At 71.8% G+C, this 24,179-nt stretch carries 24 protein-coding genes and 1 tRNA gene; 11 read left to right on the forward strand and 14 right to left on the reverse strand.

From position 1 onward, the window contains the following. Nucleotides 1-8 precede the first annotated feature (8 nt). Entirely contained in the window at nt 9-929 is a 921-nt protein-coding gene (locus OVN18_RS02810; protein WP_267781775.1) for a metalloregulator ArsR/SmtB family transcription factor, read from the reverse strand. A 36-nt stretch (nt 930-965) separates the two neighbouring features. Between OVN18_RS02810 and OVN18_RS02815 the strand changes: the two genes are divergently transcribed. The 8 genes from OVN18_RS02815 to pstB all read left to right on the forward strand — a co-directional run bounded on the left by OVN18_RS02815 (nt 966) and on the right by pstB (nt 10,504). Beyond that, nucleotides 966-1,706: an aquaporin gene (locus OVN18_RS02815; protein ID WP_267781776.1), complete on the forward strand. Its 741-nt coding sequence runs from the start codon at nt 966-968 to the stop codon at nt 1,704-1,706. A 46-nt stretch (nt 1,707-1,752) separates the two neighbouring features. Further along, a complete protein-coding gene (locus OVN18_RS02820) occupies nt 1,753-3,069 on the forward strand; it encodes an MFS transporter (RefSeq protein WP_267781777.1) in 1,317 nt (438 codons plus the stop codon). 45 nt (nt 3,070-3,114) lie between these two features. Beyond that, nucleotides 3,115-5,310, forward strand: coding sequence for an RNA degradosome polyphosphate kinase (locus tag OVN18_RS02825; RefSeq protein ID WP_267738054.1), 2,196 nt, complete (start codon nt 3,115-3,117; stop codon nt 5,308-5,310). Continuing rightward, nucleotides 5,307-6,245, forward strand: coding sequence for an NUDIX hydrolase (locus OVN18_RS02830; protein ID WP_267781778.1), 939 nt, complete (start codon nt 5,307-5,309; stop codon nt 6,243-6,245). Before OVN18_RS02825 ends, OVN18_RS02830 begins: the two co-directional genes overlap by 4 nt. Before the next feature lie 165 nt (nt 6,246-6,410). Continuing rightward, a complete protein-coding gene (locus OVN18_RS02835; RefSeq protein ID WP_267781779.1) occupies nt 6,411-7,511 on the forward strand; it encodes a phosphate ABC transporter substrate-binding protein PstS in 1,101 nt (366 codons plus the stop codon). Nucleotides 7,512-7,651: 140 nt separating this feature from the next. Further along, nucleotides 7,652-8,599, forward strand: coding sequence for a phosphate ABC transporter permease subunit PstC (gene pstC / locus OVN18_RS02840; protein ID WP_267781781.1), 948 nt, complete (start codon nt 7,652-7,654; stop codon nt 8,597-8,599). Next, nucleotides 8,599-9,693 carry a phosphate ABC transporter permease PstA gene (gene pstA, locus OVN18_RS02845; RefSeq protein ID WP_267781782.1) on the forward strand — a complete coding sequence of 365 codons (1,095 nt, stop codon included), beginning with the start codon at nt 8,599-8,601 and terminating at the stop codon, nt 9,691-9,693. Before pstC ends, pstA begins: the two co-directional genes overlap by 1 nt. A gap of 31 nt (nt 9,694-9,724) precedes the next feature. Next, complete coding sequence (pstB, locus tag OVN18_RS02850) at nt 9,725-10,504, forward strand: phosphate ABC transporter ATP-binding protein PstB (protein WP_267738058.1); 780 nt, start codon at nt 9,725-9,727, stop codon at nt 10,502-10,504. 114 nt (nt 10,505-10,618) lie between these two features. Here pstB and OVN18_RS02855 read toward each other — a convergent pair whose 3' ends face one another. The 6 genes from OVN18_RS02855 to OVN18_RS02880 all read right to left on the reverse strand — a co-directional run bounded on the left by OVN18_RS02855 (nt 10,619) and on the right by OVN18_RS02880 (nt 14,849). Beyond that, on the reverse strand, nt 10,619-11,347 hold the full coding sequence (locus tag OVN18_RS02855; RefSeq protein ID WP_267781784.1) for an anti-sigma factor: 729 nt from the start codon (nt 11,345-11,347) through the stop codon (nt 10,619-10,621). Further along, nucleotides 11,344-11,976, reverse strand: a complete 633-nt coding sequence (gene sigK / locus OVN18_RS02860) for an ECF RNA polymerase sigma factor SigK (RefSeq protein ID WP_267781785.1) — start codon at nt 11,974-11,976, stop codon at nt 11,344-11,346. The genes OVN18_RS02855 and sigK overlap by 4 nt, the downstream gene beginning before the upstream one ends. 24 nt (nt 11,977-12,000) lie before the next feature. Beyond that, entirely contained in the window at nt 12,001-12,426 is a 426-nt protein-coding gene (locus OVN18_RS02865) for a hypothetical protein (protein ID WP_267738062.1), read from the reverse strand. 173 nt (nt 12,427-12,599) lie between these two features. Then, nucleotides 12,600-13,286, reverse strand: coding sequence for a hypothetical protein (locus OVN18_RS02870; RefSeq protein ID WP_267738064.1), 687 nt, complete (start codon nt 13,284-13,286; stop codon nt 12,600-12,602). Nucleotides 13,287-13,396: 110 nt separating this feature from the next. Next, nucleotides 13,397-13,879: a cupredoxin domain-containing protein gene (locus tag OVN18_RS02875; protein WP_267781786.1), complete on the reverse strand. Its 483-nt coding sequence runs from the start codon at nt 13,877-13,879 to the stop codon at nt 13,397-13,399. A gap of 340 nt (nt 13,880-14,219) precedes the next feature. Beyond that, the gene (locus OVN18_RS02880; RefSeq protein ID WP_267781787.1) at nt 14,220-14,849 is read right to left on the reverse strand and encodes a DNA-directed RNA polymerase subunit beta; all 630 of its coding nucleotides are present in this window, start codon (nt 14,847-14,849) and stop codon (nt 14,220-14,222) included. Nucleotides 14,850-14,877: 28 nt separating this feature from the next. Between OVN18_RS02880 and OVN18_RS02885 the strand changes: the two genes are divergently transcribed. Together OVN18_RS02885 and OVN18_RS02890 are read left to right on the forward strand one after the other, a co-directional pair. Continuing rightward, a tRNA-Lys gene (locus OVN18_RS02885) sits at nt 14,878-14,950 on the forward strand. Between the two features lie 67 nt (nt 14,951-15,017). Continuing rightward, nucleotides 15,018-15,884: an aldo/keto reductase gene (locus tag OVN18_RS02890; RefSeq protein WP_267781788.1), complete on the forward strand. Its 867-nt coding sequence runs from the start codon at nt 15,018-15,020 to the stop codon at nt 15,882-15,884. A 27-nt stretch (nt 15,885-15,911) separates the two neighbouring features. Here the strand turns inward: OVN18_RS02890 and OVN18_RS02895 are convergent, their stop codons facing one another. Together OVN18_RS02895 and OVN18_RS02900 are read right to left on the reverse strand one after the other, a co-directional pair. Beyond that, nucleotides 15,912-16,316: a hypothetical protein gene (locus OVN18_RS02895; RefSeq protein ID WP_267738070.1), complete on the reverse strand. Its 405-nt coding sequence runs from the start codon at nt 16,314-16,316 to the stop codon at nt 15,912-15,914. Between the two features lie 121 nt (nt 16,317-16,437). Beyond that, nucleotides 16,438-17,010, reverse strand: coding sequence for a TetR/AcrR family transcriptional regulator (locus OVN18_RS02900; RefSeq protein WP_267738071.1), 573 nt, complete (start codon nt 17,008-17,010; stop codon nt 16,438-16,440). Nucleotides 17,011-17,140: 130 nt separating this feature from the next. Here OVN18_RS02900 and OVN18_RS02905 point away from each other — a divergent pair, with 130 nt between their 5' ends. After that, nucleotides 17,141-17,977, forward strand: a complete 837-nt coding sequence (locus OVN18_RS02905) for an alpha/beta fold hydrolase (protein WP_267782879.1) — start codon at nt 17,141-17,143, stop codon at nt 17,975-17,977. A 104-nt stretch (nt 17,978-18,081) separates the two neighbouring features. On the opposite strand, the gene OVN18_RS02910 is transcribed toward OVN18_RS02905, so the two are convergent. The 5 genes from OVN18_RS02910 to OVN18_RS02930 all read right to left on the reverse strand — a co-directional run bounded on the left by OVN18_RS02910 (nt 18,082) and on the right by OVN18_RS02930 (nt 24,170). Beyond that, the gene (locus OVN18_RS02910) at nt 18,082-18,351 is read right to left on the reverse strand and encodes an HPr family phosphocarrier protein (RefSeq protein ID WP_267781789.1); all 270 of its coding nucleotides are present in this window, start codon (nt 18,349-18,351) and stop codon (nt 18,082-18,084) included. A gap of 65 nt (nt 18,352-18,416) precedes the next feature. Further along, nucleotides 18,417-20,504, reverse strand: a complete 2,088-nt coding sequence (locus OVN18_RS02915; protein ID WP_267781790.1) for a PTS fructose transporter subunit IIABC — start codon at nt 20,502-20,504, stop codon at nt 18,417-18,419. A 130-nt stretch (nt 20,505-20,634) separates the two neighbouring features. Continuing rightward, on the reverse strand, nt 20,635-21,612 hold the full coding sequence (locus OVN18_RS02920) for a 1-phosphofructokinase family hexose kinase (protein ID WP_267781792.1): 978 nt from the start codon (nt 21,610-21,612) through the stop codon (nt 20,635-20,637). Beyond that, nucleotides 21,609-22,430: a DeoR/GlpR family DNA-binding transcription regulator gene (locus tag OVN18_RS02925; protein WP_267781793.1), complete on the reverse strand. Its 822-nt coding sequence runs from the start codon at nt 22,428-22,430 to the stop codon at nt 21,609-21,611. The genes OVN18_RS02920 and OVN18_RS02925 overlap by 4 nt, the downstream gene beginning before the upstream one ends. An 801-nt stretch (nt 22,431-23,231) precedes the next feature. Next, entirely contained in the window at nt 23,232-24,170 is a 939-nt protein-coding gene (locus tag OVN18_RS02930; protein WP_267781796.1) for an aldose 1-epimerase family protein, read from the reverse strand. Nucleotides 24,171-24,179 lie beyond the last annotated feature (9 nt).

Genomic DNA, 24,179 nt, shown 5'->3' on the forward strand with positions numbered 1-24,179 from the left:
ACCAGCATCTATACTTTCGGAAGCACCGGGTCCGTCGTCGGGAGGAGCTCGGCGAGCAGCGCTCTCACGCGGCCGTCGATGTCGTCGCGGATCGCGGCCACCTCGGCGGCGGTGCGCCCCACCGGATCCTCGACCGCCCAGTCGAGGTACCGACGACCCGGGTAGACGGGGCACGCATCGCCGCAGCCCATCGTCACGACGACGTCGGCCGCGCGCACCACCTCGTCGGTGAGCGGCTTCGGGAACTCGCCGCCGAGCGGCACCCCGATCGCGTCGAGCGCCGAGACGACCGAGCCCCGCACGGCCTCGGCCGGCGCGCTGCCCGCGGTGCGCACGCGCACCCGGTCGCCGGCGAGATGCTTCAGGATCGCGGCGGCCAGTTGCGATCGCCCCGCGTTCTGCACGCAGACGAACAGCACCTCGGGCGGCGCCCCGTCGACCCGCGGCTCCGAGGCGCGCGCGAGAGCACTCAGGCGATCCGCCGCGAAGCGGGCGGTGAGCGAGGGCAGGTAGCGGGTGATGCGCGCGCGCTCGGCGAGCAGGTCGTAGCTCTCGAGCACGTAGCGCTCGATCGTCTCGCGCGAGAAGGATCCGGCGAAGCGGTCGGCGAGGTCGCCGATCATGCGCTGCAGCAGCTGCCCGCTCACGCGGGTCGGGGCCGCCGGGGCGATGAGCGCCTCGAGCTGCTCGCGCCGGGCATCCACCACCGCGTAGAAGGCGCGGCGCCCGTCGGGGGTGCGCTCGACCAGGCCCGCCCCGTGCAGCAGGCGCAGGTGGTGCGAGACCGTGGGCTGCCGCAGCTGCAGCAGCTCGGCCAGGCGCCCGACGGTCTCGCGGCCCTCGGGTGCGGCGAGCAGCAGGCGCAGCAGCGCCGCGCGCGTCGGATCGGAGACGAGCCGCAGCTCCTCGCTCTCCGTCGACATTCGCATAGATGCGAGTCTATCCGATTCGCCTATGCTGGCGACGTGCTCGAGAAGACGCCCGCCGCCGTGACCGCCCCCGGGAGCGCCGCGCCCGCCCCGCCCGCCCTGCGCCGGAGGCTGCTCGCCGAGCTGCTCGGCAGCGCGGGCCTCGCGATGGCCGTCATCGGCTCGGGCATCATGGCCACCCGGCTCACCGACGAGCCCGGCCTGCAGCTGCTCATCAACGCGCTCGTCACCGCGATGGCGCTCCCCGTGCTCATCGCCTGCCTCGCGCCGATCGGCGGAGCGCATCTCAATCCGGCCGTGAGCCTCGTCATGGCGCTGCGGCGCGAGCTCCCGCCGCGCGAGGCCCTCGCCTACGCGGGCGCCCAGGTGCTCGGCTGCCTCAGCGGGGCGGTCGTCGCGCACCTCCAGTTCGGGCTGCCGGCCGGGCAGGTCGCGACCACGGCGCGGCTCTCGGGGCCGACTCTGCTCGCCGAGGTGATCGCGACCGCGGGGCTCGTGGCGGTCATCCTGCTGCTCATCGCCGCCCGCCGCCCGCTCGTCATCGCGCCCGCCGTCGGCGCGTACATCGGTGCCGCGTACTTCGTCACGAGCTCGACGAGCTTCGCGAACCCCGCCATCACCATCGGCCGCATGGCGAGCGACACCTACGCCGGCATCGCCCCGCTCGACGGCCTCGGCTTCATCGGCGCTCAGCTCGTCGGCGCGCTGCTCGGGATGCTCGTCGTGCGGCTGCTCGTCGGCCGGCCGGCCGCGCGCTCTGCCGATTCCCAGCCATGAGGCGGACCCTGAGCGCCATGGCTGCCGGCCGCCGACCCCGATCGTCATGACGACGCGCCGCCCCGACCGCGGTGCGCGGAGGGTGCAGGGCACGTACTACGCGCTCACGCTCGGCAACACGCTCGCCGCCTCGTTCATCTGGGGCATCAACACGCTCTTCCTGCTCGATGCGGGCCTGAGCAACCTCGAGGCCTTCGCCGCCAACGCCTTCTTCACCGCCGGCATGGTGATCTTCGAGATCCCGACGGGCGTCATCGCCGACACGGTCGGCCGCCGCGCCTCGTATCTGCTGGGCACCGTCACGCTCGCCGCCACGACCGCCCTGTACTGGATGCTCTGGCTCTGGCAGGCGCCCTACTGGGCCTGGGCGCTCGTGTCGGTGCTGCTCGGCCTGGGCTTCACGTTCTTCTCGGGCGCCGTCGACGCCTGGCTCGTCGACGCCCTGCGCTTCACCGAGTACCGCGGCAGCCTCGAGACGGTGTTCGGCCGGGCGCAGGTCGTCGGCGGCGTCGCCATGCTCAGCGGCTCGGTCGCCGGCGGCGTGCTGGCGCAGGCCACCGACCTCGGCGTGCCGTTCCTCGTGCGCGCCGGCATCCTCGTCGTCATGATCGTCGTCGCCGGCGCCCTCATGCGCGATCTCGGTTTCGAGCCCGTGCGCGGTCTGAGCCCGCTCGCCGCGACCCGGCAGGTCATGCGCTCCTCCGTCACCTACGGGCTCGGACGACCGGCGATCCGCTGGCTCATGATCGCGACGCCGTTCACCGCGGGCGTCGGGGTCTACGCCTTCTACGCCCTTCAGCCCTACCTGCTCGAGCTCGGCGGCGACGAGGGCGCCTACGCCCTCGCGGGCCTCGCCGCCGCGATCATCTCGGGCGCCTCCATCCTCGGCGGTGCGCTCGCGCCCCTCGCCCGCCGCCTGTTCCGCCGCCGCACGACCCTCCTGCTGCTCTCGGTGGCCGTCTCCGCCCTCGTGCTCGTCGGGTTCGGGCTCACGCAGAATCTCGTCGTCGCCATCGGCCTGCTCGCGCTGTGGGGCATCAGCTCCTCCATCGCGACGCCGGCCAGCCGCGCGTACCTCAACGACATGATCCCCTCCGCCCAGCGCGCGACGGTGCTGTCGTTCAACTCCCTCGTCGGCAACATCGGCGGCGTGGGCATCCAGCCCGCCCTCGGCCGCGTCGCCGACGTCTCGGGCTACGGCGCCTCGCTGCTCTGGGGCGGAGTGATCTCGACGGTCGCCCTGCCCTTCCTGCTCGCCAGTCGCTCGCGGAGGGATCCGGCCGACCACGCGGTCGACGACGCCGCCCCGCCGGTCGTGCGGCTCGACGACGGGATGCCCGACCCGAGCAGTCCGATCCGTTAACCCGCGCGTGACCCGCCGGCGACCGCGGGATGCCAGACTGACCCGATGCAGGACGAGGACACCCCCCGCACCGAATCCGACTACCAGGTCGACGGCGGCGTCGGCGGCGATTTCCTCGACGACGACTACGAGTACGACGTCGCCGACGAGACGCTGCCCGCCGACCGCTACCTCGACCGCGAGCTGAGCTGGCTGCGCTTCAACCAGCGCGTGCTCGAGCTCGCGGAGGACCCGGCGGTGCCGCTGCTCGAGCGGGTGAACTTCCTCGCGATCTTCGCCTCGAACCTCGACGAGTTCTTCATGGTGCGCGTCGCCGGCCTCAAGCGCCGCATCGTCACGGGCCTCGCCGTGCCGACCAACATCGGCCGGGCTCCTCAGGACGTGCTGGCCGACATCAACCGCATCGCGCTCGAGCTGCAGCACCGCCACATCGCCGTGCTGCACGACCTCGTCAAGCCCGAGCTCGATGACGCGGGCATCCACATCGAGACCTGGGCCGATCTCGACGAGGACGACCGCCACCAGATCGACCGCATCTTCTCGCAGAAGATCTTCCCGGTGCTCATGCCGCTCGCCGTCGACCCGGCGCACCCCTTCCCGTACATCTCGGGGCTCTCGCTCAACCTCTCGGTGCGCGTGCGCAACCCCAAGACCGAGAAGGTCGAGTTCGCCCGCCTCAAGGTGCCGCAGGTGCTGCCGCGCTTCGTGCAGCTGCCGGATGACGGCTCGGGGCGCGTGCGGTTCCTCACCCTCGAGGACCTCATCTCCAACCACCTCGACCAGCTGTTCCCGGGGATGGAGATCCTCGAGCACCACGAGTTCCGCGTCACCCGCAACGAGGACGTCGAGATCGAGGAGGACGAGAGCGAGAACCTCATCCAGGCGCTCGAGCGCGAACTGCTGCGGCGGCGCTTCGGCCCTCCCATCCGCCTCGAGATCACCGACGACATGGACGACGTGACCCTCGGCCTGCTCGTGCGCGAGCTCGGCATCACCGAGCAGGAGGTCTACCGCCTGCCCGCGCCGCTCGACCTCGGGGGCCTGTTCGAGATCTCGAAGCTCGACCGGCCGCACCTGAAGTTCCCGAAGCACGTGCCCGTCACGCCGCTCGAGCTGCAGCCGAGCGAGCCGAACGCGCAGCCCGACGTCTTCCGCGCCCTGCAGCGCGGCGAGGTGCTCGTGCACCACCCCTACGAGTCCTTCGCCACGAGCGTGCAGGCCTTCCTCGAGCAGGCGGCCCGCGACCCCAACGTGCTCGCGATCAAGCAGACGCTGTACCGCACGAGCGGCGACAGCCCCATCGTCGAGGCGCTCATCGATGCGGCCGAGGCCGGCAAGGCCGTGCTCGCCCTCGTCGAGATCAAGGCGCGCTTCGACGAGCAGAACAACATCGAGTGGGCCCGCAAGCTCGAGAAGGCGGGCGTGCACGTCGTCTACGGCCTCGTCGGGCTCAAGACGCACTGCAAGCTCGCGCTCGTCGTGCGGCAGGAGAAGAACGGCGACCTGCGCTACTACTCGCACATCGGCACGGGCAACTACAACCCCAAGACCAGCCGCATCTACGAGGACTTCGGCCTGTTCACCGCCGACCCGATCGTGGGCAAGGACCTCACGCGCCTGTTCAACGAGCTCTCGGGCTACGCGATCGAGAAGAAGTACAAGCGGCTGCTCGTGGCGCCGCGCTATCTGCGCCGCGGGCTGCTGAAGAGCATCCGCACCGAGACCCAGAACGCGCTCGAGGGCAAGCCGGCGGGCATCCGCATCAAGGTGAACTCCCTCGTGGACGAGGCGATCATCGATGCGCTCTACCGGGCGAGCGCCGCGGGCGCGACCGTCGACATCGTCGTGCGCGGCATCTGCGCGCTCACCCCGGGCCGCGAGGGGCTGAGCGAGAACATCCGCGTGCGCAGCGTGCTCGGGCGCTACCTCGAGCACTCGCGCATCTTCGCCTTCGAGAACGACGGCGACCCGCAGGTCTACATCGGCAGCGCCGACATGATGCACCGCAACCTCGACCGCCGGGTCGAGGCGCTCGTGCGCCTGCAGGAGCCCGCGCACCTCGCGCAGGTCGACGCGCTCTTCACCACCTCGATGAGCACGACGACCGCGTCGTGGCAGCTGCAGCCCGACGGCGAATGGATGCGCCACCACCGCGATTCGCACGGACGGCCTCTCGCCGACCTGCAGAACGTCGTCATGAACGGCATCATCGCCCGGCGCCGCCCGAGGACGGCGCGATGAGCCCCGCGGTCGTCGCGGCCGGCGCCGTCGTCTGGAAGATCGTGGACGGGAAGGTGCGCGTGCTGCTCGTGCACCGCACCCAGCACAAGGACGTCACCATCCCCAAGGGCAAGGTCGACCCCGGCGAGACGCTGCCGCAGACCGCCGTGCGCGAGATCGCGGAGGAGACCGGCTTCGACGTCGAGCTCGGCGCCCCGCTCGGCACGGTGGAGTACCGGCTGCCGAACGGGCGGCAGAAGGTCGTGCACTACTGGTCGGCGGAGGTCGACCCCGGCGCCGCCGAGCGCCACAGCTACGAGGCCAACGGCGAGATCTTCGCCCTCGAATGGCTGCCGCTCGCGAAGGCCGCCAAGCACCTCACCTACCCGCACGACGCCGAGGTGCTCGACCGCTTCGCCGCGCAGGTCGAGGCCGGCGCCGCCCGCACCTTCTCGCTCATCGTGCTGCGGCACGGCAAGGCCATGCCGCACGAGCAGTGGGACGGCCCGGATCGCACCCGGCCGCTGCTGCACCACGGGCTCGAGCAATCGGTCTCGGTGGCCGGCGGCATCGCCGCCTACGGCCCCGAGAAGCTGCTGTCGTCGTCCGCGGTCCGCTGCCTCTCGACCATCGGCCCGACCGCGGCGCTCACCGGGCTCGACATCAAGGCCTCCGAGAGCATCAGCCAGGACGCCTACGCCTCCGACGGCTCACGGGTGGAGGCGGTCGTGACCAAGCGCCTGGCCAAGGGCCTGACGGCCGTGCTGTGCTCGCACGGGCCGGTGATCCCGCAGATCATCGGCGCTGCGGCATCCCTCGGCGGCGTCGCGATCGACGGCGATCTCCGACGCAGCGCCGCCCTCGCGACGGGGGAGTTCACCGTCATGCACTTCGCGCCCGGCGAGTCCGGACCGCGACTGGTCGCCGTCGAGACGCACGCGCCCGCGGTCGCCTGAGCATCCCGCGCGATCAGGGAGCGCCGCGCCCGCCATTGGTGCCCCGTTAACCTCCCGTTCACCCTCTGGGACGACGTTGGTCACTACCCGCTCGTAGCGTCACTCAGCGTGCGGCACCCCTTGCGTCGCGCACATCATGATTCCGATCCCCGAAGGGACCACACAGTGATCAACAAGCGTGCGGGCAGCGTCGCTGCCATCTTCGCCGCCTCGGCCCTCCTCCTCGGCGGCTGCGCCGCGAACGAGACCGGCGCCACCGACGGCGGCACCACCGACGACTCCAGCAGCCTCACGGGCACCCTCGTGGGCGCTGGCGCCTCCTCGCAGCAGTCGGCCCAGGAGGCCTGGGTCGCCGCGTTCCAGGGCACCAACCCCGAGGTCACCGTCGAGTACGACCCCTCCGGCTCCGGCGCGGGTCGCGACACCTTCATCGCCGGCGGGGCCGCCTTCGCGGGCTCCGACCGCGCGTTCAACGACGAAGAGGTCGCCGCCGGCGAGTTCGGCGCCTGCGTCCCCGAGGCCGGCATCGTCGAGATCCCCGCCTACGTCTCGCCCATCGCCGTCATCTTCAACCTCGAGGGCGTCGACTCGCTCAACCTCGACGCGGCGACGATCGCCGGCATCTTCGCCGGCACGATCACCAACTGGAACGACGAGGCGATCGCCTCGCAGAACGAGGACGCGGAGCTCCCCGACCTCGCCATCACCCCCGTGCACCGCGCCGACGACTCGGGCACCACCGAGAACTTCACCGGCTACCTCTTCGAGGCCGCGGGCGAGGTCTGGACCGAGGAGCCCGACGGCGTCTGGCCCTTCGAGTCCGGTGAGGCCGCTCAGGGCACCTCGGGCGTCGTCGACGCCGTCACCAACGGCACCGGCACCATCGGCTACGCCGACGCCTCGCGCGCCGGTGACCTCGGCACCGTCGCCGTGAAGGTCGGCGAGGAGTACGTTCCGTTCTCGCCCGAGGCCGCTGCCGCCATCGTCGACGCCTCGGCGTTCGTCGAGGGCCGCGGCGAGGGCGACCTCGCCATCGAGCTCGACCGCGCGACCGACGCCTCGGGCGTCTACCCCGTCGTGCTCGTGAGCTACCTCATCGCCTGCGTCGAGTACCAGGAGGCCGCCGACGCCGAGCTGGTGAAGGCGTACTTCGAGTACATCATCTCGGAGGAGGGCCAGCAGGCCGCCGCCGAGGCCGCCGGCTCCGCGCCGATCTCCGACCAGCTGCGCGAGCGGGCCACCGCCGCCGTCGAGCTGATCAGCTAAGCAGAACAGCACGCCCTGCCGGGCGCGGGCGCCTCTTGCATTGTGCGAGGCACTCGCGCCCGGCAGACTGTCCGGGGGATCCCCCCGGCCGATCACAACACCCCCGCACTCCGAACCGAATCGAGCGAGGACCCGAACTGATGACCGCACTGGGAACCCCGCCCAGAATCGCAGCGAAGCAGCGCCCCGGCGACAGGATCTTCTCCGGCGCCGCCCTCATCGCCGGTTCTCTCATCCTCGCCACGCTGGCCCTCGTCGCCGCGTTCCTCGTCATCCAGAGCGTCCCCGCCGTGACCGTCCCGGCCGACGAGCTCGGGATCCTCGGCGGCGCCTCCTTCGTCGAGTACGTCGTCCCCCTCGTCTTCGGAACGGTCTGGGCCGCCGTCATCGCGCTCGTGCTCGCCGTCCCCGTCGCCGTCGGCATCGCCCTCTTCATCTCGCACTACGCGCCCCGCCGCCTGGCGCAGTCGCTCGGCTACGTCATCGACCTGCTGGCCGCGGTCCCCTCGGTCGTCTTCGGCCTGTGGGGCGGCAACGTCCTCGCCCCGGCGATCCAGCCCGCGTACACCTGGCTCTGGGAGAACCTCTCGTTCATCCCGCTCTTCGCCGGTCCTCCCTCGGGCACCGGCCGCACCGTCCTCACGGCGGGCATCGTCCTCGCGGTCATGGTGCTCCCCATCATCACGGCCCTGTGCCGCGAGGTCTTCCTGCAGACCCCGGTGCTGCACGAGGAGGCGGCGCTCGCTCTCGGCGCCACCCGCTGGGAGATGATCCGCATCGCCGTGCTGCCCTTCGGTCGCGCGGGCATCATCTCGGCCGTCATGCTGGGCCTCGGCCGCGCGCTCGGCGAGACGATGGCGGTCGCGATGGTGCTGTCGGCCACGGGCGTCATCACCTTCAACGTCATCAGCTCGATCAACCCCTCCACCATCGCCGCGAACATCGCGCTCTCGTTCCCCGAGGCCTACGGCGACAACGTCTCGGTGCTCATCGCCACGGGGCTCGTGCTCTTCGCCATCACGCTCGTCGTCAACGCGATCGCCCGCATCGTGGTCAATCGCCGCAAGGACTTCTCGGGAGCCAACTGATGACCACCACGCTCGATCGCCGCCCCAGCACGCAGGGCGACCCTCTCAACGTCTACTCCTCCGGTCGACTCCCCCGCTGGTCGCCGTGGGTCATCCTGCTGGCGAGCATCGCCACCTTCGCCGCGATCTTCGCGCTCGTCGCCGCCTCCGACGGCAGCGACTTCAGCATCGTCGGCACCGTCTTCTTCGGTTTCGTGCTCTCGACCGCGGTGCTGGTCGTCGTCTCGCGCATGGTGGAGGGCAGCAGGCAGTCGATCGACCGGCTCGTCACGAGCCTCGTCGTCCTGGCGTTCGTCATCGCGCTGCTGCCGCTCATCTCGCTCGTCTTCACCGTCGTCAGCAACGGGCTCCCCCGCTTCGACCTGGAGTTCTTCACCTTCTCGATGCGCAACATCGTCGGCGAGGGCGGCGGCGCCGTGCACGCGATCGTCGGCACGCTGCTCATGACCGGCACCGCGGCGCTCATCTCCATCCCGATCGGGCTCATGACCTCGATCTACCTCGTGGAGTACGGCCGCGGCCGTCTCGCGCGGTCGATCACGTTCTTCGTCGACGTCATGACGGGCATCCCCTCGATCGTCGCCGGCCTGTTCGCCTACGCCGTGTTCAGCGCCCTGCTCGGCCCGGGAGAGCGTCTGGGCCTCGCCGGCGCGATGGCGCTCGCCGTGCTCATGATCCCCGTGGTCGTGCGCTCCTCGGAGGAGATGCTGCGCCTCGTGCCGAACGAGCTGCGCGAAGCGGCGTTCGCCCTCGGTGTTCCGAAGTGGCTCATGATCCTCAAGGTCGTCCTGCCGACCTCGATCGCCGGCATCACGACGGGGATCATGCTGTCGATCGCTCGCGTGATCGGCGAGACCGCCCCGCTGCTGATCGCCGCCGGCTTCACGAACAACCTCAACTACGACCTGACCGAGGGCCGCATGCAGTCCCTCCCGGTCTTCGTCTACACCTCGTACATCTCGCAGGGCACGGACGCCCAGGCGTACCTGGATCGCGCGTGGGCCGGTGCGCTCACGCTCATCCTCATCGTCATGATCCTCAACCTGCTCGCCCGCTTCATCGCCCGCCAGTTCGCCCCGAAGCTCGGCCGCTGAGCCGAACAACCGGATAGGAAACCCGCACCCCGTGTCCAAGCGCATCGAAGTCAACGACCTCAACGTCTACTACGGCAAGTTCAAGGCCGTGGAGGACGTCAGCATGGTCATCGAGCCCCGCAGCGTCACGGCCTTCATCGGCCCCTCCGGCTGCGGCAAATCGACCTTCATCCGCACGCTCAACCGCATGCACGAGGTCATCCCGGGCGCCTACGTCGAAGGCGAGGTGCTCGTCGACGGAAGCGACCTCTACGGCCCCGGCGTCGACCCCGTGCTCGTCCGCCGCCAGGTCGGCATGGTCTTCCAGCGACCGAACCCGTTCCCCACCATGTCGATCCGCGACAACGTGCTCGCGGGGGTCAAGCTCAACAACACCCGCATCAGCAAGACCGACGCCGACGAGCTCGTCGAGAAGTCGCTGCAGGGCGCGAACCTCTGGAACGAGGTCAAGGACCGTCTCGACCGACCGGGCTCGGGCCTCTCGGGCGGCCAGCAGCAGCGCCTGTGCATCGCGCGGGCGATCGCGGTGGAGCCGGAGGTCATCCTCATGGACGAGCCGTGCTCGGCCCTCGACCCGATCTCGACGCTCGCCATCGAGGACCTCATCGAGGACCTCAAGAAGGACTACACGATCGTCATCGTGACCCACAACATGCAGCAGGCCTCGCGCGTGAGCGACCGCACGGCGTTCTTCAACATCGCGGGAACCGGCAAGCCGGGCAAGCTCATCGAGTACGACGACACCGCCACGATGTTCTCGAACCCGAGCGTGCAGGCGACCGAGGACTACGTCTCGGGCAAGTTCGGCTGATCCCGCGGCACTCCCTCGCGGACGAGGGATGAGAACGGCAGAACCCCGGTCACCTCTCGGTGCCGGGGTTCTGCCGTGCGGGGTCGTGGAGCGCGTCCACCGGACGCGCGGGCGTCAGGCCTCGGTGGCGATGACGACGAGCGGCTGCGTCGTCGGTGCGGGGCTGCCGCCCGACGGCTCGACCGTGACGCCGACGACCGTGCCGGGCTCGAAGGTGCCGTCCAGCACGGCGACGACCGTGTCGTCGGAACCGGTGGAGAACAGGCCGGCCGCATCAGCGGTGCCTTCAGCGTCGATGTACCAGAGGGCGTAGGCCTCGTCGCTCGAGAGCGTCGGCAGGCCGTCGAACACCATCGCCGAGACGCCGAGGCTCGCGGAGCTCACCAGGGTCGTCGATCCGCCGCCGGTCACCCCGGCGGCGGTGGTGCTGACATCGGGGGCCGCGACGATCGCGGCGAGCTGCTGCTCGTCGGTCGCGGAGGGCGCGAGCGCTCCCCCGGCCACCACGCCGGCGGCGAAGAGCGCCACGGCCGCCGCGGCAGCGGTGAGCACGGCTGCCGGACGCTGGAACCAGCGGGCGCGAGCCGCGCGCTCGGCGCGGCCGACGACCGGAGCGGCCTCGACGGCGGGCAGCTGCGGCGTGCTGGCCACACGGGCCATCAGCTGCGCCTTCATGGCGGGGCCCGGCGCGACCGGCGGCAGGGCGAGGCCCAGCGCGGTCGCGGTATCGCTGAGCTCGTCGTCGTACTGCATGTCGTCGAACTCGGTCATCGCGAACTCGGATTCGGCAGCGCCGGGTGCGCCGCCCTCGTGGGCGGCGGAGCTCGGGTCGGGTCGGCTCACGTCGTCACCCCCATCTCCTCGCGCAGGCGGATCATGCCGTCGCGCAATCTCGTCTTCACCGTGCCGATCGGCACGCTGAGCATTGCTGCCACCTCACTGTGCGAGTACCCGCCGTAATAGGCGAGCTCCACAGCCTGTCGTTGCAGGTCGGTCAGCCGGGTCATGGCCTTCGCAACCATCTCGTGCTCCAGGCGGATCTCGACGTTCTCGCTGACCGAATCGAACTCCCGGTCCAGATCGCGGATCCCGATCCGGGTGTCACGGTCGCGCGACGACTGCGAGCTGCGCACGCGGTCGATCGCACGACGATGGGCCATCGTGAGCATCCACGTCACCGCCTTACCCTTGTTCGGATCGAACCGGGTAGCGGTTTGCCAGATCTCCAGGAGAACTTCCTGGGTGACCTCCTCCGACTGCGAGTGATCGCGCAGGACGTGGCGCACGAGCCCGAGCATGCGGGGCGCGATGAGGTCGTAAAGGCTGCTGAACGCGGCCTGGTCCCCCTGGGCGACGCGCTCGAGGAGCTCGCGCGCCCGGCGATCGAGGTCGGTAGGGGCCGACGCGGCGGGGACGGCTGCCGACGCCGCGCCATCGGCGTCGACGGCATCCGATCCATGTTCAAGACTCACCCGCCCCACTATTCCAGGTGCGCATCACAACTTCCGGCGAGCCTCCGGCGCGGCGGCGCGACGCAGAGCGCCGATGAGCACGGCGGCCGTCACGATCGCGAGCGCCTGCACGATGGCGGCGATCGTCTTCTGCGGGTACCACAGCGGCTCGAACAGCACCGGCAGGCCGAGCGCGGTCAGGTCGAGCGGCACGGCCACGGTGATGAGGATGAGGGCGAGCCCGCCCGCGGCCACGACCGCGGCCGCAACGGCCACCCAGGGGCGGCGGACGACAATGAGCAGGATCGCGACGGCGATGTTGACGATCGCCTGGATGCGGAACAGCCAGCCCTGGCCGATCAGCGTGCCGGTGATGGCGTCGAAGGGGCCGGCGAGCTGCAGGTGGATCACCGCGTTGACGACGAGCGCGAGTGCGGTGAGAGCGATGAGGATCCAACGTGCTGCGGACATGGTCGGCCTTTCGAGGTCGAGGGGGTGGTGCGGGTGCCCGCGAGAGGACGGGCGACGGTGTGAGGTCGGGATGCCCGGCTCGGGCATCCCGATACGGCGAACGCCGGGCGGGGAATCCCCCGCCCGGCGCTCATCCGATCAGTTCCACGTCACGACGTGGAGAGCAGTGCTGGTTACTCGATGCCCGCGTTGGCGGCGATGCCACCGGAGAGGGCGAGAGCGGTCATCGACATGTGGCTCGCGGCCTCCTTGAGGAGACCGAAGTAGGCCGGGTCGCCCGCGATGTTGGCGTCGATCGCCGCGAGGAGCGACGTGGCGTGCATCTCGAGCTCGCCCTGAACGGCCTCGGCGGGCAGCTCGGGGACGACGGAGTTGATGAGCTCGCCGAACGAGACGGCGTAGCCGCCGAGGTCGCTGACGGCCTGGTCGACAGCGGCCTGGTCGCCCGTCGCCTTGCCAACGGTGTAGTTGACGAAGAACGGGATGTGCGAGCGCCACGAGTCGAGGAAGGGCTGCTCGGCGTCGGGGTACACGCTGCCGATGGCGGCCGCGACCTCGACGGAGTTCTCGTCGAGCGTGGCGACGGCAGCCTGGACGTCCTCGGTGGTGAGGTCGCCACCGTCGGCGAGCGCCTGGTCGATCGCGGCAGCGGCGAGGTAGACGTGGTCGTACAGGAGGCCCTGGACGGTGGCGCGCAGGCCGGCGCCGTCGCTGTTGACGGTGTCGACCGCAGCGGTCTCCTCGTCCATCTCCATCTCGGCCGTGGGCTCCTCGGCGGGCTCGTCGGCGGGAGCCGAGCAGCCGGTGAGGACGAGGGCGGCGGCGAGGCCGAGGCCCGCGAAAGCGGTGATCTTGCGCATGATGTTTCTCCTTGGATGAGAGTGATGCGGTGCGGTTATGGTGCGGTGCTGGTGCAGATGGTCTGCGGTAGTGCGGTAGTGCGGTACTGCGGTCGTGCGACGAGCCTGAACTAGCCCTCCACGATGACCATGGCGTTCATGGTCAGGTGCGGCTGGCAGTAGTACGGGAACTCGCCCGCCTCATCGAACGTGTACGAGAAGCTGTCGCCCTCGCTGCCCATGGCGGCCAGCTTGTGGTCGAACAGGCCGTCGGGCGTCTGGCTGCCCCGAAGGCCGGTGCTCTCGTTGACGTCGCCCCAGGCACCCGAGGTGATCGTGTGCCCGATGGTCTCGCCGTTGGTCCACGTGACCGTGGTGCCGACGGGGACGGTGATCGTCTCGGGCATGAACTCCAGCCCGATCGTGATCACTTCGTCGTCACCCTGCTCGGCCGTCTCTCCGCCGTCACCGGACTCGGGCTGGCTCGACGAACTCTCGGTCGACGGGGCGCCTCCGGTGGGGCCTCCCGCGCAACCGGAGAGCACGATGAGCGCAGCCGGAATCGCGAGGATCGCGAGGAGTCGGCTCTGCCGGACTCGGTCTGTGTGGGTCATGCAGCCGGTTCGGCACCGCCCCCGAGGCGGTTTGGGGATTCGACCGTCCCCCAGCTGACTGTCAGGTTCGCGGCAGTCGAGAGGCCGATCGTCGGCTTGGCGACGGCGCGATGGCGGGGCAGCCGGACGGCGCGATGGCGGGATGCCCGGCGCGGGTGACCAGCGCCCGGGCAGAGAAGAACCGGGCCGCAGAACGCCTCTCGGCGCGAGGCCGCTCGAAGCGGCTAATTGTGGAGCCCGGGGTTACTGCGGCCCGGCGGAGACGAGTCTACCGAGGGACGTGCGCCCGGCATGGAGCGTTCGCTCAGGGCGACGCGGCGCCGGCCGGTTCGCCGGCGGACTAGTCGAGGCTGTCGGCGCGGTGCAGACGGGCGCAGGCGGTGAGCTCGTCGGCCGTGAGCGCGTACCGCGACGCCCGGAGGGTGAGCTCGGTGGCCCTGGCCGCATCGACGGGGTCGGCATCGTCGGCGAGGCTCGTGCATCCCGCCGCGAGGATGCGGGCGAAGGAGGCCGCGCGGTCGAGGGCGATCGCGAAGTCGCCCGTGAAGGCGCCGCGGAGGATGCGGTCGGCGAGCTCGATGATCTCGTCAGGGCCGGTGGGGCTCGGGGCCCCGGCGATGACGGTGTCGATGGAGGAGAGCCGCTCGGCGCCGCGCTGGAAGAGGAAGGCCGTGCCCTCGCGATCCTGCCGGATGACGAGCCGCAGCAGGTAGATGCGCCAGAGCGCCCCCGGCAGGCTGCGCGCGCTCGACCGCGCCCACAGCTCGGCGATCGCGTCGATGCCGTGCTCGTCGGTGTAGGTGACGAGGCGCTCGATGACGTCGGGGTCGTCGCTCGCCCGGCCCCGCTCGAGCAGGGCGTGGGCGGTCTCGCGGGCCGTGCGCAGGATGCTGGCCGGGTCGACGCCGCCCTCGAAGGAGTCGAACTTGTCGCCCCAGTAGTGGGTGGGTTTGGAGAACTCGGCGGCCATTGCATCAAGGGTACGCTGGTGCCGTTGCGGGCCTCTAGCTCAGTCGGTAGAGCAGCGGACTTTTAATCCGCGGGTCGTGGGTTCGAGCCCCACGGGGCCCACCGGTCGACCTGCCGCGATCGGCTCGGGGCGGAATGCCGGGCAGGGGGCACGGCGTTCCCCCCTGTCATGACCGACACCACCGATCTCACCGCATCCGCATCCGGCACCTACACGATCGGCGGGGATCTGCCCGTCGTGCGCCTCGGCTACGGCACCATGCAGCTCACCGGCGAGGGCGTCTTCGGCGACCCCGCCGACCGGGCCGGCGCCATCGCCGTGCTGCGCCGCGCCGTCGAGCGCGGCGTGACCCTCATCGACACCGCCGACGCCTACGGCCCCTTCGTCACCGACGGCCTCATCCGCGAGGCCCTGCACCCCTACGCCGATGACATCGTCATCGCCGCGAAGGTCGGCCTGACCCGACCCCGCCCGGGCGAGTGGGTGCCCGTGGGCCGCCCCGAGTACCTGCGCCAGCAGACCGAGCTGAACCTGCGCCACCTCGGCGTCGAGCGCCTCGACCTGCTGCAGCTGCACCGCATCGACCCGCAGGTGCCCCTCGAGGACCAGATCGGCGAGCTGAAGGCCCTGCAGGAGGAGGGGAAGGTGCGGCACATCGGCCTGTCGGAGGTGAGCGTCGACGAGATCGAGGCCGCCCGCGCCATCGCGCCCATCGCGAGCGTGCAGAACCTGTTCAACCTGACCACCCGTGAGGCGGAGGGAGTGCTCGACTACGCCGAGGCGAACGGCATCGGGTTCATCCCGTGGTTCCCGCTCGCCACCGGGGAGCTCTCGGGCGAGGGCAGCCCGCTCGCCGAGATCGCCGCCGAGCACGGCAGCACGCCGAGCCAGCTCGCCCTGGCGTGGCTGCTGCGCCGCTCGCCGGCGATGCTGCCCATCCCCGGCACGAAGTCGATCGCGCACCTCGACGAGAACGTCGATGCGGCGGCCATCGTGCTCAGCGACGAGGAGTTCGCGCGCATCGATGCGCTCTAGCGGCGCCCGCTCGCGCGACGGCCGCGATCAGTTCAGGCCGTCGCGCGGGCTCGTCATCGTCTCGTCGACCGTGAGCGCTCCGACGACCGTGATGCCGTCCGACTCGTAGACCTCGATCTCCCGCGTCTTCTTCGTGGAGGTGGCGACGTTGAGCGCGAGCTCGAGCTCGCTCACGCGCACGAATCCGAGTCGGCCGTCATCGGCCTTCGCCGCGAGCAGGTCGGGCACTGTGCCGCGCACGCCGGCGCTGCCGTAGGTCTCCCCCGCCGCGTTCGTCTCGAACTCGACGACGTCATCGCTCGGCAGGCTCGCGCCCACGACCTGCGCCGACAGCGAGTCTCCGATCATCGGAGCGGCGATCACGAGTCCCACGATCGCGACGAGGATGGCGGCGAATCCGGCGATCAGCGCGATGAGCGTCTTCCTGGGCATGCTGCTCCGATCGGCAGGACGTGCTCGAGGCCCCCGCGGCACTCCGTCCGTTCGCCATCCAACCAGTCGCGGCGCCGGAGCGAATCCCCCCGTTCGCGGGCGAGTCGGAGGAAAGACTCCCTCAGTTCGCGGGCATCGCGGCGTCGATGAGGATGCCCGCCGCCGCCCGCGCATCGCGCACGGGCTGCACCGAGCCCGCGATCGCCGCCGTGGTCTGCGACCCCTCGGCGAGCAGCGCGAGCCCGGGCGCGAGGGCCGGATCGGCTCCCGCCTGCGCGACGAGCTCCGCCACGTACTCCTGGAACCCGCGCTTGTGCGCGCGGGCGACCTCGAGCACCTCGGGGTGGGCGTCGCCGAGCTCGCCGACGGCGTTGATGAACCCGCAGCCGCGGTAGTCCCCGACCGCGGCGCAGAGCTCGAGGTAGTCGAAGATCGCCAGGAGGCGCGAGCGCCCGGCGGGGGCGGCGTCGACGCGCGCGCGGATCCCGCTCACCCACGTCTCGTGACGCAGCTCGAGCACCGCGATGATCAGGCGCTGCTTGGAGGGGAAGTGCGCGTAGAGGCGGCGCAGGCTGATGCCCGCGGCATCCCGCACCGCATCCATGCCGACCGCCCCGTAGCCGCGGGAGTAGAACAGGGCGTCGGCGGCCTCGACGACGATCCGCCGGTCGGGGTCGATGAGTGTTGCCTGCATGTTCACCAGAGTATCCCGGCGCGAGAACCGCGGTTCTCTAGGCTGGGAATAGCCAGGCGAGAACGTGCGTTCTCATCCGGTGCGCGTCGAGGAGACCGGTGCGCGACACCACTACGAGAGGGAGGCCGCCATGGCCCGCATCACCGTCGGAGAAGAGAACAGCCAGCCGATCGAGCTGCACTACGAGGATCAGGGCAGCGGCCAGGCCGTCGTCCTCATCCACGGCTACCCGCTCGACGGGGCCTCGTGGGAGAAGCAGACCGCCGCTCTGCTCGACGCGGGCTACCGCGTCATCACCTACGACCGCCGCGGATTCGGCTCCTCGAGCAAGCCCTCCACCGGCTACGACTACGACACCTTCGCCGCCGACCTGGATGCTCTGCTCACGACCCTCGACCTGAACGACGTCGTGCTCGCCGGCTTCTCGATGGGCACCGGCGAGATCGCCCGCTACCTCAGCACCTTCGGCAGCGCCCGCGTGGCGAAGGCCGCGTTCCTCGGATCGCTCGAGCCCTACCTGCTCAAGACCGAGGACAACCCCGAGGGCGCCGCGCCGCAGGAGTTCTTCGACGGCATCGTCACCGACGTGAAGGCCGACCGCTACGCCTACTTCGAGGGGTTCCTGAAGAACTTCTACAACCTCGACGAGAACCTCGGCTCGCGCATCAGCGAGCAGGCGGTGCACGCCAGCTGGATCACCGCGAGCCGATCCGGCGCCGTGGCCGCCGCCGCCGCGCCCCTGAGCTGGCCGACGGACTTCCGCGGCGACATCCCGGCCATCGACGTGCCGGCGCTCATCCTGCACGGCACGGCCGACAACATCCTGCCCATCGATGCCACCGGGCGCCTGTTCGCGAAGGCCCTGCCGAGCGCGACCTACGTCGAGATCGAGGGCGCCCCGCACGGCCTGCTGTGGACCCACGCCGACGAGGTCAACGAGGCGCTGCTCGCCTTCCTCGCGAGCTAGACCGCGCGCTGCCACGCCGCAGCAGCGCACCGACGGCCCCGGCCCTCGCTCATCGAGCGGGGTGCCGGGGCCGTCGTGCGTCGTGTCAGCCGATCGGCGGCGCCTCAGACCGCGTCGTGATCGGTCTCGAGGAACGCCACGAGACCGTCGAGCGCCTCCTCCGCGCCGGCTCCCTCGGCCTCGAGGGTGACGACGGTGCCCTTCTCCGCGCCGAGCCCCATGAGCGACAGGATGCTGCCGGCATTGAGCGCCGGGCCTCCCTCGGCCGCGATCGTGACGGGGATGCCCGTCCTCTGCACGGCCTCGACGAAGAGCTTCGCGGGGCGGGCGTGCAGTCCGGCGCTGCTGGCGATGGTCGCCTGCTTCTGAACCATGGGGTCCTCCAGGGTCGGTGGTGCGGAATTCGATGGACGGCGGATGGGCGAGGCGCCTCCGCCGCTCAGGCCGCCGCGCCCGCCAGCGCCGGAGCGGGCGCCGCGGTCTGCTCGACCGGACGGCGCGTCCAGCGCTTGAGCGCGACGACGATGAGCGCGGTGACGACGGTTCCGGCGAGGATCGCGACGACGAAGCCGAGGAACGGCGTGATGGCGAAGAAGACGAACGCGCCGCCGTGGGGCGCGAGCGACTGCACGCCGAAGGCCATCGAGAGCGCGCCGGTGACCGCTCCGCCCGCCATCGAGGCGGCGATGACCCGCAGCGGGTCGGCCGCCGCGAAGGGGATGGCCCCCTCGCTGATGAAGGCGGCGCCGAGCAGCCAGGCGGCCTTGCCGTTCTCGCGCTCGACGGGCGTGAAGGCGGAGCGCGCGAGGACGGTCGAGGCGAACGCCATCGCGAGCGGCGGCACCATGCCCGCCGCCATGACGGCGCCCATGATGAGGTACGGGGTCGTCGCGTCGGCCGAGGCGGCGGCGAGCCCGGCGGTGGCGAAGGCGTAGGCGACCTTGTTGACCGGGCCGCCGAGGTCGAAGCACATCATGAGGCCGAGGATGACGCCCACGAGCACGATGCCCGAGGATCCGGCGAGGCCGTCGAGCCACTCGCTCAGACCGGTCATCAGCGCCGCGATGGGGCGCCCGAGCACGAGCACCATGAGGCCGGATGCCGCGATCGAGGCGATGAGCGGGATGATCACGACGGGCATGAGACCGCGCAGCCACCGCGGCGCCGGCAGGCGCGCCAGCCAGAGCGCGACCAGACCGGCGAGCAGACCGCCGATGATGCCGCCGATGAAGCCGGCGTTCATGAGAACGGCGACGGCGCCGGCGACGAAGCCCGGAGCGATGCCGGGCCGGTCGGCGATGGCGAAGGCGATGTAGCCCGCGAGCGCCGAGACGAGGAAGCCCATCGACGTCGCGCCGATCATGAAGAAGACGGAGCCCAGGTAGAGGCCGAGCGGACCGAGGGAGAGGCCGTCGGTCGGGGTCGGCAGGTTCCAGAGCGAGTTGTCGATGATGATCGTCGCCGCGTTGTCGGTGACCGTGTACCCCGCGAGCGCGAAGCCGAGGGCGATGAGCAGACCGCCGCCGGCGACGAACGGGATCATGTAGCTGATGCCGGTCAGCAGGATGCGCTGGATGCGGCGCCCGAACGACTCCGAGGCGGCGGCCGTCGTCGCGGCTCCCGCGTCGGCGGTGCCGGCGACCCGCTCCCCGCGCGGGTCGCGCGCGGCGGCGAGCGCCTCGTCGATGAGCTGCACGGGCTGCTCGATGCCGCGCTTGACGCCGGAGCGCACGACGGGCTTGCCCGCGAACCGCTGCGGCTCGCGCACGTCGACGTCGGTGGCGAAGATGACGGCGTCGGCGGCCTCGATGACCTCGCGCGGCAAGGCCTGGTAGCCGCTCGAGCCCTGCGGCTCGACGACGAGCTCGACGCCCTCCCGCGTGCCGGCGGCGGTGAGCGCGTCGGCGGCCATGAAGGTGTGGGCGATGCCGGTGGCGCAGGCCGTCACCGCGACGATGCGGGCGGGGCGGCCGTCGACGTGACGGGCGGGGTCGGCGCCGGCCCCGGCGGTGGCGGCCGGAGCCGCGGCGGCGGGCGTCGACGTCGCGCTCGGTGCACCTGCGGGTGCCGGAGCGCCCTCACCGATCGCCTCGGCGACGATCGCGACGACGGCGTCGTCGTCGGTCGCGGCGCGCAGGCTCGCGGTGAAGTCGTCCTGCATGAGGCTGCGGGCGAGCTTCGAGAGCACGGCGAGGTGCGCCTGCGGGGCATCCGCCGGGGCCGCGATGAGGAACACGAGGTCGGAGGGGCCGTCGGCCGCTCCGAAGTCGACGGCGGGGGCGAGCCGGGCGAACACCAGCGCGGGCTCGGTGACGGCCGGGCTCTTGGCGTGCGGGATGGCGATTCCGCCGGGCAGGCCGGTGGCATCCTGCTGCTCTCGCGCCCAGGCGTCGTCGAACAGGGCGCCGGCGTCGGTCGCGCGGCCCTGCGCGACCACCCGCTCGGCGAGGGAGCGGATGACGGCGGCCTTGTCGTCGCCCAGGGCGACGTCGAGACTCACCAGCTCTCGCGTGATCATCGGGGACATGCTGACCTCCTGCGGTCGATGGGATGCTGCACGGATGGGGTGGTGCTGTCGGTGCGGTGGGGCTGTCGGTGCGGTGACGCTGTCGGTGCGATGCGGGATGCGGATGCCGCGGCGCTGCTGCGGCGAGGGTTCAGGCGAGCCGGTGGACGACGAGATCGTCGGCCGGCAGATCGTGGGGCGCGGGCGGCTGCGTGCCGGGGAGGGCGGCGGCCGCGGCGCCGTAGCGGATGGCGGTGCGCAGCCGCAGCGGCTCATCGGCGCCGGCGCTCTCGGCGAGCAGGTATCCGGCGAGCGAGCTGTCGCCCGCGCCGACGGTCGAGGCGAGGCGGATGCGCGGGGCGCGCGCGGCCCAGGCGCCGTCCGCGGTGACGAGCAGAGCGCCGCGGGATCCGAGGGTCACGAGCGCCGCCCGCGCTCGGACGGGCACGAGCTCGCGGGCGACCGCGAGCACGGCGGCGTCGGCCGCGGCGTGCGCCGCCTCGTCGGAGGTCTCCCCCTCGGGCTCCGGCAGGGCGGTGCCGACGAGCTCGGCGAGCTCCTCGTCGTTGGGCTTGACGAGGTCGGCGAGCCCGGCGTCGATCACGGCGCGCAGGGCGGGGCCGGAGGTGTCGACGGCCACCCGCGGGGCGGACCCGCCGTAGGCCGCGCGCACGGCGTCGACGACGCGCACGTAGAAGTCGTCGGCGGCACCGGGGGGCAGCGAGCCCGCGAGCACGAGCCAGCGCGCCCCCGCGCAGGCGTCGACGACGGCCGCGACGAGGGCGCGGGCATCCTGATCGGTCATCGGCGAGCCGCTGAGGTTGAGCTTGGTCGTCTCGCCCGCGGGGTCGGCGATCGTGAGGTTCGCCCGCACGGCCCCGTGCACGGGAACGCACCGCGCGTCGACGCCCGCGGCCCGCAGCGGCACGGCGTAGGGGTCGTGCTCGGCGAGGGGCAGCACCGCGAGGGCTTGCTGCCCGGCGGCGGCGATCGCGCGGGCGACGTTGACGCCCTTGCCGCCCGCGTCCTCGCGCACGGAGGACGCAGCCTGCACCTCGCCGGGACGGAGCGGGGCGAGCAGAGTGATGGTGCGGTCGAGCGCGGGGTTGGCGGTGAGGGTGACGATCATGCGCGCCACACCTCCACGTCGGCCTCGGCGAGGGCGGCGGCCAGGGCGGCATCGGGATGCCCGTCCGTGACGAGCACGTCGATCTCGTCGAGGCGGGCGAAGCCGACGAGCAGCTCGCGGCCGAGCTTGTCGGCGTCGGCGACCACCACCACGCGGCGCGCACTGCGCACGATCGCGCTCTTGACGGCGGCCTCGTCGGAGTCGGGCGTGCTCAGCCCGAAGCCCGCGGCGACGCCGTTGGTGCCGATCACCGCGACGTCGGGGCGCAGCTGCTCGATCGCGCGCACGGTCTCGGCGCCGACCGCGGCCCCGGTGAGCCCGCGCACGCGGCCGCCGAGCACGGTGAGCGCGAGACCGGGCGCCTCGGCGAGCGCCGGGGCGAGCTGGGCGGCGACGACGACGGCGTGGGTGACGACGCCGATGCCGCTCGGGTCGAGGCGGTCGGCGGCCGGCGCGGTGGGCGCGGTGCGCTCGACGAGGCGCGTGGCGACGGCGGCCGTGGTGGTGCCCGCGTCGAGGAAGAGCGAGCCGCGGAAGCCTGCGCCGAGGGCGTCGAGCGCGCGGCGGGCGATCGCGGTCTTCGCCGCCCCGTGCTGCTGGACGCGGTCGCTCAGGGACGGCTCGGCGGTGCTGACCCGGTCGGCGGCGACGGCCCCGCCGTGCACCCGGCGCAGGAGGCCGGCGGACTCGAGCTGGTCGAGGTCGCGGCGCACGGTCTCGGTCGTGACGTCGAACCGACGGGCGAGCTCGACGACGCTCACCCTGCCGTCGTCGGCGAGGAGCCGTTCGACGAGTTGCTGCCGCTCCGTTGCGTACACCGTTGTGCCCTCCGTTGGATTTCCCACACGTTACAACGCATTCCCACATAAAACAAGATCCGAGTTCTGCGACTTACGGTGGAGGGGACGCGGGGCGATGAGCGGGGCCGGCCGGGAGCGGAGCGACTGCGGGAACGGCGGGGTCGGTCGGAGAGCGGGACGGCTGCGGGAACGGCGGGGCCGGCCGGGAGCGGAGCGACTGCGGGAACGGCGGGGTCGGTCGGAGAGCGGGGCGCCTGCGGGAACGGCGGGGTCGGTCGGAGAGCGGAGCGACTGCGGGAACAGCGGGGCCGGCAGGGAGCAGTGCACGGCCGGCGACGGGGCGCGGGTTTCCCCCTCGCGCGCCTTCCACTCTGCAGGAAGGATCCGATCATCCCTCGCATAAGTCCTGCACAGTGGAAGGAGCTCGAAAGGGAGTGGCTGACCCGTCGGCCGAGATGTGCGCCCGTGGGAGAGGGGTCCGTGGTCACGACGCGACGCGCCGCGCCGCGCCGCGCCGAAACAGCGGTTCGCGTCGAGGCGACGCTTCCGTAGTGCCGCTTCGGCAGAAAACGTCGTCTCGGCGCCGGCACCGGACGGGCCGTGCGCGTCACCGAACGGGCCGTGCGCGTCACCGCACGGGCCGCGCGCGTCACCGCTGGCGCAGATACAGGACTCGACGACCCGTGACCGGCGTGCCGCGGCGAGGAGGAGCGCGACGCGCCGACGCAGTCCTGCATTTGTGCACCGCGACGAGGCCAGGCGCCGGCTCGGCGCGGTCTGGAGGGTGCGGTGGCGGGCGCGGCGGGCGGGATACCCGGCTCAGGCCTGGCGCGTGATGCCCCAGCTGCCCGACCACGAGGCGCCGGGCTCGATCCAGCGCAGGCCGAGACCCGAGTTGAGCGCGTCGGCCGGAGCCGTCATGGGCTCGACCGCGATCGCGGTGGTGAGCCCGTCGGGCGTCGGGAAGATGCGCGTGATGAAGACCTGCAACCACTCCCAGTCGCCCTGCTGCCACAGCGTGGTGCTCGCGCCGTCGGGCGCAGCGACGGTGGTGCGGATGAGCCCGTCGTCATCCGGCTCGACGCGCCAGGCGTCGTCGAACTCGAGACCCTCGATGAGGGTGGGCGACGTCAGGTCGAAGCGGGTGCCGGCCACGGGTTCGAGGCCCTCGGGGTTGAGGCGGGCATCCACCATCACGTGCTCGGCGGTGCGCGCCGTGATCGTCAGCGACTCGACCGAGTGCTCGCCCACCCGCAGGAACGGGTGCGTGCCGACCGCGTAGGGAGCGGCCGCCGAGCCGAGGTTCGTGACCGCGTGGGTGACGCGCACGCCATCGGGCACCAGCTCGTAGGCGACCGTCGTCCACAGGTGGAACGGGTAGCCGTGCTGCGGGACGACCGCGGCGCCGAGCGTCACCGAGGAGTCGGTGCGGTCGACCAGGCGGTACGCGCCGTAGCGCAGCAGACCGTGGATGGCGTTGTTCTTCGCGACCTCGGTGATGTCGAGCTGCTGCGCCTCGCCGTCGAGGGTCCAGCGGCCGTCGCGCACGCGGTTCGGCCACGGCACCAGCACGATGCCGTCGCCGAACGGCGGCGTCGCGCTCTCGGGGTAGGGCTGGGTGAGGTCGTGCCCGTCGACCGTGAGCTGCCGCAGCGCCGCGGCGACCTCGGTGACGACGGCCTCGACCGGGCCGTTCGGGCCGTCGAGGCGGAGGGCGTACTGCTCGCCCGTGGGCGCGGGAGCGGAGGTCGGAGTCACGGCGCCAGA

The organism is Microcella daejeonensis (genome assembly GCF_026625045.1).
In the GTDB taxonomy this organism is placed as follows: Bacteria; Actinomycetota; Actinomycetes; order Actinomycetales; family Microbacteriaceae; genus Microcella; species Microcella daejeonensis.